Origin of the sequence: Cytobacillus sp. Bac17, assembly GCF_024519925.1 — a bacterium.
Classification (GTDB): Bacteria; Bacillota; Bacilli; order Bacillales; family Cytobacillaceae; genus Cytobacillus; species Cytobacillus pseudoceanisediminis.
The window spans coordinates 1-257 of record NZ_JALJRC010000140.1 but is presented as its reverse complement, the minus strand read 5'-3'; the positions used below and the strand labels follow the sequence as shown (position 1 = coordinate 257).

The window sequence follows — 257 nt, the reverse complement described above, 5'->3', positions numbered from 1 at the left end:
GGGGGGGGGGGAAGGAAGAAGGAGGAAAGGGAGAGAGAAAGAGAAGAAGGGGGGGAGAGAAAGAAGAAGAAGGAAGAGGAGGAAAGGAGAGGAGAGAAAAAAAGAAGAGAAAGAAGAGGGAGGGAAGGGAAGAAGACGGGAAAGGGGAGAAGGGGAAGAAAGAAGGGGAGGAAGGAGGAGAAAGAAAGAGAAAAGGGAATAAAAGTATTGAACAACAGAGGAATTATAATGTCCTGTTGCTTCTAGGACGATAGGTG

The 257-nt window shown here is 47.5% G+C and carries 1 protein-coding gene; it reads left to right on the top strand.

Annotated features, from left to right (window positions below):
- On the top strand, positions 1-246 hold a 246-nt coding region (locus NR125_RS30430; RefSeq protein ID WP_256816926.1), incomplete at its 5' end, for a hypothetical protein.
- Positions 247-257 lie beyond the last annotated feature (11 nt).